Source organism: Streptococcus pseudopneumoniae, assembly GCF_001072665.1.
GTDB lineage: Bacteria > Bacillota > Bacilli > Lactobacillales > Streptococcaceae > Streptococcus > Streptococcus pseudopneumoniae_S.
The window spans coordinates 1-3,095 of the sequence record NZ_JVJI01000088.1 but is presented as its reverse complement, the minus strand read 5'-3'; the positions used below and the strand labels follow the sequence as shown (position 1 = coordinate 3,095).

Here is a 3,095-nt window from a genome sequence, read left to right as displayed (position 1 = left end):
TCCAGAACAAGAACCAAGTCCAAGACAACTAACAGAAATTCAGGAATTTGTTAAAACCTATAAAGTTAAGACGATTTTTACAGAAAGTAATGCTTCTTCGAAAGTAGCTGAAACTCTTGTTAAATCAACAGGTGTGGGTCTAAAAACTCTGAATCCTTTAGAGGCAGACCCACAAAATGACAAGACTTATTTAGAAAATCTTGAAGAAAATATGAGTATTTTAGCAGAAGAATTGAAATGAGGAGATTATGAAAATCAATAAAAAATATCTAGCTGGGTCAGCAGCAGCACTTGTTTTAAGTGTCTGTGCTTATGAACTAGGTTTGCATCAAGCTCAAACTGTAAAAGAAAATAACCGTGTTTCATACATCGATGGCAATCAACCAAGCCAAAAGGCAGAGAATTTGACACCTGATGAAGTCAGTAAAAAAGAAGGTATTAATGCCGAGCAAATCGTTATCAAGATTACGGATCAAGGTTATGTGACTTCTCATGGAGACCACTATCATTACTATAATGGCAAGGTTCCTTATGATGCTATCATCAGTGAAGAACTTCTGATGAAAGATCCAAATTATCAGCTGAAGGATTCAGACATTGTCAATGAAATCAAGGGTGGCTATGTGATTAAGGTAGATGGTAAGTATTATGTCTATCTAAAGGATGCAGCGCATGCTGATAATGTTCGCTCAAAAGAAGAAATCACTCGTCAGAAGCAGGAACACAGTAGTAATCACGGAGGTGGTTCTAGCGATAATGCGGTAGTCGCTGCTAGAGCTCAGGGTCGATATACAACGGATGATGGTTATATCTTTAATGCATCTGATATTATAGAAGATACAGGTGATGCCTATATCGTTCCTCATGGCAACCATTTCCACTATATTCCTAAGAGTGACTTGTCTGCCAGTGAATTGGCTGCGGCCCGAGCCTTCCTAGCTGGGAAAGGTAATCAAGCAAGCTCAGTTGGGTATCGTCCTTCAACAAATTCTTCTAGCAGTAGCTCATCAGAGACATCGAATAGTAGTTCATATGGACAAACAAATCATAGCAATGTTGAGGCAAATACCAGAAGATGGATTCCAAGTGTTAGTCCACAAGTGGATAATAGCTATCAAGCTAGTCCGAGTGAAGAAGTATCCAGTCTCTTGAAACAGCTTTATGGCTTGCCGCTTAGCCAACGACATGTGGAATCAGATGGGCTTGTTTTTGATCCAGCGCAGATTACAAGAAAAACTGCGAATGGTGTTGCAGTGCCACATGGAGATCATTATCACTTTATCCCTTATTCTCAAATGTCTGATTTAGAACAGAAGATTGCAAGAATGATTTCTGAAAATTATCAAGGAAATCATACTACTGCAGGTGGTAAAGAATTAAAACCAATTCCGACTCCAAGTCTTCCAAATCTAATTCCGACTCCAATCCCTGCTCCAGAGCCTACCCCAATACCAAGTCCACAACCAACTCCAAGCAATCCAATTGATGGGAAATTGGTCAAACGGGCGATTCGAAAGGTGGCTGATGGTTATGTCTTTGAAGAGAATGGAACTTCGCGTTATATCTCTGCCAAGGAACTTTCAGCAGAAACTGTTGCAGCCATTGATAATAAACTTGCCAAACAAGAAAGTTTGTCTCATGAGTTAGGAGCTAAGAAAACCAATCTTGCATCTGGCAATCAAAAATTTTACAACAAAGTTTATGATTTACTAGCAACAGTTCATCAAGATTTGATTTCCAATAAAGGGCGCCAAGCTGATTTTGACGCTTTGGATAGACTAATGGAACGTCTCAACGATGAGTCAAGTGATAAAGTCAAGTTAGTTGATGATATCCTTGCTTTTCTAGCGCCGATTCGTCATCCAGAACGTTTAGGAAAACCAAATGCACAAATAGCTTACACAGATGATGAGATTCAAGTAGCCAAGTTGGCAGGCAAGTATACAACAGAAGATGGCTATATCTTTGATCCCCGTGATATCACCAGTGATGAGGGGGATGCCTATGTAACTCCGCATATGAGCCACAGTCATTGGATTAAGAAAGATAGTTTGTCTGAAGCTGAAAGAGCAGCAGGTCAAGCTCATGCTAAAGAGAAAGGTTTGACGCCTCCTTCAACAAATCATCAAAGTTCAGGAAATACTGAGGCTAAGGGAGCAGAAGCGATTTACAATCGAGTAAAAGCAGCTAAGAAGGTACCAATTGACCGTATGCCTTACAATCTCCAACATACTGTGGAAGTTAAAAATGGAAGTTTGATTATACCTCATTATGACCATTACCATAACATCAAATTTGAGTGGTTTGACGAAGGACTTTATGAAGCACCTAAGGGGTATACTTTAGAAGAGCTATTTGAAACTGTGAAGTATTATGTCGAACATCCAAACGAACGTCCACATTCAGATAGTGGTTGGGGCAATGCGAGCGACCATGTTCAAAGAAACCACAATAGTCAAGCTGCTAACAATCAAACAGAGAAACCAACAGAGGAGAAAACTCAGACAGAAAAAATTGAGGAGGAAAAACCTCGCGAAGAAAAACCGAAAAATGAGAAAGCAGAATCTCCAAAACCAAAAGAACCAGAGGAATCAGAAGAAGAATCACCATCGGAACCAGAGGAACCTCAGGTTGAAACTGAAAAGGTTGAAGAAAAACTGAGAGAGGCGGAAGAGTTACTTAAAAAGATTCAGGACCCAATTCTTAAGTCCAATGCCAACGAAACTCTCACAGGATTAAAAAATAACCTGTTATTTGGTTCCCAGGACAACAATACTATTATGGTAGAAGCTGAAAAACTATTAGTCTTGTTAAAGGAGAGTAAGTAACTATACAACTATTATAGAAGATAAAAAGGGAGCAGAATATGGATTCTGTTCTCTTTTTTATGAAATTGTGTAAAAATTCTTGACATATTTTCTAAATAAAGATAAACTATTTACTAGTTAATTAAATGGTTAAACACTAGTTAAGGAGTTATAGTGAAAAAGAGGACGATTTTAGTATTGATGACCAGTGTATTGGCTCTGGTATTAGCTGCTTGTGGCCAAAAGGAAAGCCAGTCAGGTAAAGGGATGAAAATTGTGACCAGTTTT

Annotated in this window: 1 protein-coding gene and 2 pseudogenes; all 3 read left to right on the top strand. The window is 38.8% G+C overall.

The features are described 5' to 3' along the window. Positions 1–241 (top strand): annotated as a pseudogene (gene adcAII, locus ADH52_RS04750) (zinc-binding lipoprotein AdcAII); the annotation flags it as partial. 7 nt (positions 242–248) lie between these two features. Continuing rightward, on the top strand, positions 249–2,828 hold the full coding sequence (locus ADH52_RS04745; RefSeq protein WP_049510404.1) for a pneumococcal-type histidine triad protein: 2,580 nt from the start codon (positions 249–251) through the stop codon (positions 2,826–2,828). A gap of 180 nt (positions 2,829–3,008) precedes the next feature. After that, positions 3,009–3,095 (top strand): annotated as a pseudogene (locus ADH52_RS11680) (adhesin); the annotation flags it as partial.

Bases quoted from the DNA above. Each gene is read 5' to 3' on its own strand.
- ADH52_RS04745 (WP_049510404.1), top strand. From the start codon at position 249: ATGAAAATCAATAAAAAATATCTAGCTGGGTCAGCAGCAGCACTTGTT.